The organism is Okeania sp. SIO2B9, from assembly GCF_010672505.1.
Classification (GTDB): domain Bacteria; phylum Cyanobacteriota; class Cyanobacteriia; order Cyanobacteriales; family Microcoleaceae; genus Okeania; species Okeania hirsuta.
This window is the reverse complement of record NZ_JAAHGK010000736.1, coordinates 1-3,915: the sequence shown is the minus strand read 5'-3', so window position 1 is coordinate 3,915 and position 3,915 is coordinate 1. Positions and strand designations below refer to the sequence as shown.

Genomic DNA, 3,915 nt, shown 5'->3' with positions numbered 1-3,915 from the left:
TATCTATTATTATAGTCTTACTTAGTTCTGCAAGACTAGGGGACTTATGAATTTTAATATTTAGATAATTTTGTATTTGGTCATTGATTAGTAACATTAATTCTTTATATATTTCTGGATATTCAATGACGGGGATATGAGTATTTTTTAAGTCAATCTTATTCTTCTTTAAAAGATGTTCAAACCAACTTATCTCATGGTTTGTTAAATCCCCAGTTTTCTTGAGTTTTTCCCAATCTAAGATAGTAGAAAGACTCTCTGATATTAATAATTTAGCTTCTTTGTTCATGGTTCTTTGATAATCTATTACTGAGGAAAATATTGTGCGTAAACGATCGCGTTAGCATAAGTTAGCGCGATTTTTACATATTGTCATTTAAAATACTGCTTAAGCGATCGCATACGATATAATAAAGCTGCAAAATTATCAAGACCGCACCATGACACAAGCACTAGAAGCTTCAGAAAAGAAATATCGCAGAAATCAAAAACGGGTTGCAATGTCCGATGAGTTATTTGTTAGCTTAAAAGCCTTATCAGAGCAGGAAGGCAGGACAATGAGACAAATCATGGATGAGGCTTTACAAACATATATGAAAAAGAAAATGGGAAAACAGTAAAAACTGGGTTGCCAATTCATCAATAATTTTCCCGAAACCATTATCCTGTCAACCCTTGACTGAAAAAACTGAGAGCGCAAGCCCCTGGCTTCAGACATGGGGATAAGCTCGAAGGAGGGAATTTATTCCCTACCTACTTCTCGCTACGCTTTTGATTCTGGATATATTCTTTGATTTTAGCTAGTGGCGCACCTCCTGATGTAGAAACAAAGTAACTGTTTGTCCATAAGCTAGGTAATCTTTTTTTGAGCCAGGGGAACTCTAACCTTAAGTATCGAGATGTTGCCCCTTTAAACCTTTTAACGGCTCTATGCACTCCAAATTGAGGGTCTAGAGACAATAATAAATGAACGTGATTCTCTTCTCCTACTTCCATTTCTAATATTTCTACATTAATCTGTTGAGCTATTTCTCTTAGTAGTTCTTTGAGCCTAATATCAACTTTTTCAGTTAAGACTTTTCTTCTATATTTGGTACACCAAACAACATGATATTTACAACAATACACAATGTTGTGATTGGATTTAAACTGAGGCATGGTATTATTTTAGTCAAAGCTATCTAATTTTATTATGCCTCAGTATCTAGTACGCAAAATAAAGATAGGCAAAACATCACAGTTAGACGATTTAGCTCGTGCTGCTGGTGAATTGTATTCAAGGACTTTGATTAGTTTTTGGCGTACAGTACGGAAGAAAAATATCTGGCTGTCTGGTTACTCAATGGAGAAATGGCATATATCAAGTAAGCTTCACGCTCATACCTGCGATGCTATCACTCAGTCTTTCTACGCTTCCTTAAAATCGTGGAGAAGCAGAAAAAAACTAGACCCCAATAGCAAGCCTCCTAAACGAAGACGTTGGTTCTACAAAGTTATTTGGAAGCAGTCAGCTATTAAGTTAAAGGATGGTAAGCTTCGACTTTCTAATGGCAAAGGAAATCAACCTCTAATAGTTAACTGGCATTGGGAAAAACCAAAACAGATAGAAATGGGTTGGAATAAGCAATCTCAATGTTATGAATTGAGGGCTTGTTATCGGCAAAAGAAAGTGATGCCCAAAGAAACGGGGAACATCTCTGGATGCGACTTAGGAGAGATTCACCCAATGGCTTTCTCCGATGGTGTTGATACAGACATCTTTAACGGACGTTTACTTCGTTCTAAACGACAGTATCAGAACAAACTTAAAGCCAAATTATCTAAATTAATAGACACAAAAAAAAGAGGTAGTAAAAGACGAAAACAATTAATTAAGTCTAAGCAAAAGCAGCTCGCTAAGATTAACAATCAAATCAAAGATATCGAACACAAATTAACCAGCAAAGCAGTTTCAATGCTACAGAAAAGAGGCATTCAAACGCTAGTTATAGGAGATGTCCGAAATATCAGAAAAAATATTAACTATGGCAAAAAAGCTAACCAAAAACTTCATCAGTGGAGTGCTGGTTCTATTAGACAAAAATTAGAGTATAAATGTGCGAAAGTTGGAATCAAAACCGAATTAATTAACGAAGCATACACTTCGCAGACTTGCCCTGCTTGTGGTGAAAGGCACAAGCCGAAAAATAGGGAATATAAGTGCAAATGTGGGTTTAGGCATCACCGTGATGGGGTCGGATGCTACAACATCCGTAAAAAGTATCTGGGATTCGTCCCAGTAGTCGGACTGATGGCGAGTCCCGTTGGAGTGAGATTTCATCCTCATCTTCAATGTAACCCAATCGATTAACTCTCGACTGGAGAATCCCCCAAATTTCTTGAACATTCGTTCAGAATGTTATTTGTGGGGAGTCGTCAATAAATCGTTTCCATCTTTATTGCTTCCAGCTATTAATATTTTCATCTTTTGTTGTCCTACTATTTTGAACTTAATTACTCTTTATGCACTATTGGCAAATGCGATCGCCATACGCTTGCAATCCTCTATAGTTTCGGCTTTAAACCCAATGGGCAAAGACAAATCTTTGTGGGGATTCTTAGCTAAGTAATCATCAGTCCAGACGCTCTCGTTAATTGCGTCGCCTAGTTTTACTTCATCGCCAATTTTAAAGCCTCTCATGCGTTCGGGTGTCCAGCCATACCAAATATTTTGCTGTTCGCTATAGCCAATGGAACAAATAGTGCGACCTTTAATAACTGTTGGCATTATGCCAAGCTTATAAAACTTAAGTGCCATTAAAGGACTTCCTACAAACCAGTTTTCATCGTTATATACAGCAAGACTCTTGTAAACTTTTTTTTCTTTTATAACAGGATAAGTGCCATTCCAAGGAATAGACTTATATGGCTGCATAGTTGCAGAATCAAGCTATAAATAAATTTCTGTATAAACCTTAAATCCGCGATCGCATAAAGTATCTAAATATTTTTCCCGAAAAATGTCTTTGTTCTGTTTTCTAGGGCAAAGAATAGCTAGACCCAATTCTAGTTTGTTTATAGTGAATAAACTACGGTATGGAACAAGGAAAAAGAGTTTAGCAATACTAAGAATCTTTGGGGAAAAACACGGTACTACTGGATAACGAAAAATATACATAATTAAACAAAATCTCCTACTTTTTTATCGAGCCATTCTTGAGGATAAAGGAATTTAATTTTTGCTTTTTCAGCGCATTGTAAATCGGTTTCCATGTCTCCCACAAATAAGCTGCGATCGCGACAAATATCTCTATCTAACGACAAAAATTGAATCGCTCCAATTCCAGGCTTCCTAAAAGAATCAAAGCCCTTGATTATACTACTATCTAAGGACTTATATTCATCAATCATGTTGCTATTTAAAAATGTTTTGCTATTAATCATAAAAGTAGCTTCACGAGATATTATTACTAGAGAGTCCCCGTCATCTGGACAAAATAGAATCCTCTCTAATTCGGGGCATAATCCCAGAGTGAATCTTTGTTCTTTGATACAATTATCTAAGGTCTTATACCCTAGAGAAACCCCTTTTTGGTTGGTGATACCAACGATTCGATAACCAGCATCTTTATATTCTTTTATCTTTTGGGCTGTTCCCTTAATTAGTTCTTGGTCTTCTGGATCGTCGTTGATAAACTCGTTTCCACTAATAGTTTGCCTAATTGTGTTGTCTAAATCCAGTATTAAGAGACGCTGTTTTTGATTCATGTTATTTCTTTGACTTTGTAACAGTAGCAAGCTTTAAAAGGATCGAATTGTAATTTTAGTTTTACATTTAAACATCTAGGTTTTTTGCTTATAGAATTTTCTAGCGGAAATGGCTCGCATACATCTATTATTATAGTCTTGCAGAACTAAGTAAGACTATAATAATAG

7 protein-coding genes are annotated in these 3,915 nt (G+C 35.9%); 2 read left to right on the top strand and 5 right to left on the bottom strand.

Annotation, left to right across the window (positions count from 1 at the left end):
- On the bottom strand, positions 1-289 hold a 289-nt coding region (locus tag F6K13_RS22525), incomplete at its 3' end, for a hypothetical protein (RefSeq protein WP_287288444.1).
- Between the two features lie 151 nt (positions 290-440).
- Here F6K13_RS22525 and F6K13_RS22520 point away from each other — a divergent pair.
- Positions 441-620: a hypothetical protein gene (locus F6K13_RS22520; RefSeq protein ID WP_287288443.1), complete on the top strand. Its 180-nt coding sequence runs from the start codon at positions 441-443 to the stop codon at positions 618-620.
- 133 nt (positions 621-753) lie between these two features.
- Here F6K13_RS22520 and tnpA read toward each other — a convergent pair whose 3' ends face one another.
- On the bottom strand, positions 754-1,158 hold the full coding sequence (gene tnpA / locus F6K13_RS22515) for an IS200/IS605 family transposase (protein ID WP_287288441.1): 405 nt from the start codon (positions 1,156-1,158) through the stop codon (positions 754-756).
- A gap of 34 nt (positions 1,159-1,192) precedes the next feature.
- Here tnpA and F6K13_RS22510 point away from each other — a divergent pair, with 34 nt between their 5' ends.
- Entirely contained in the window at positions 1,193-2,350 is a 1,158-nt protein-coding gene (locus F6K13_RS22510; protein ID WP_287288439.1) for a transposase, read from the top strand.
- Between the two features lie 150 nt (positions 2,351-2,500).
- On the opposite strand, the gene F6K13_RS22505 is transcribed toward F6K13_RS22510, so the two are convergent.
- From F6K13_RS22505 to F6K13_RS22495, 3 genes are read right to left on the bottom strand one after another with little or no spacing between them, the layout of a single operon-like run.
- Positions 2,501-2,914: a hypothetical protein gene (locus tag F6K13_RS22505; RefSeq protein ID WP_287288437.1), complete on the bottom strand. Its 414-nt coding sequence runs from the start codon at positions 2,912-2,914 to the stop codon at positions 2,501-2,503.
- Positions 2,915-2,929: 15 nt separating this feature from the next.
- Positions 2,930-3,157, bottom strand: a complete 228-nt coding sequence (locus tag F6K13_RS22500) for a hypothetical protein (protein WP_287288435.1) — start codon at positions 3,155-3,157, stop codon at positions 2,930-2,932.
- 2 nt (positions 3,158-3,159) lie between these two features.
- Positions 3,160-3,747, bottom strand: a complete 588-nt coding sequence (locus tag F6K13_RS22495) for a hypothetical protein (protein WP_287288434.1) — start codon at positions 3,745-3,747, stop codon at positions 3,160-3,162.
- Between the last annotated feature and the right edge of the window lie 168 nt (positions 3,748-3,915).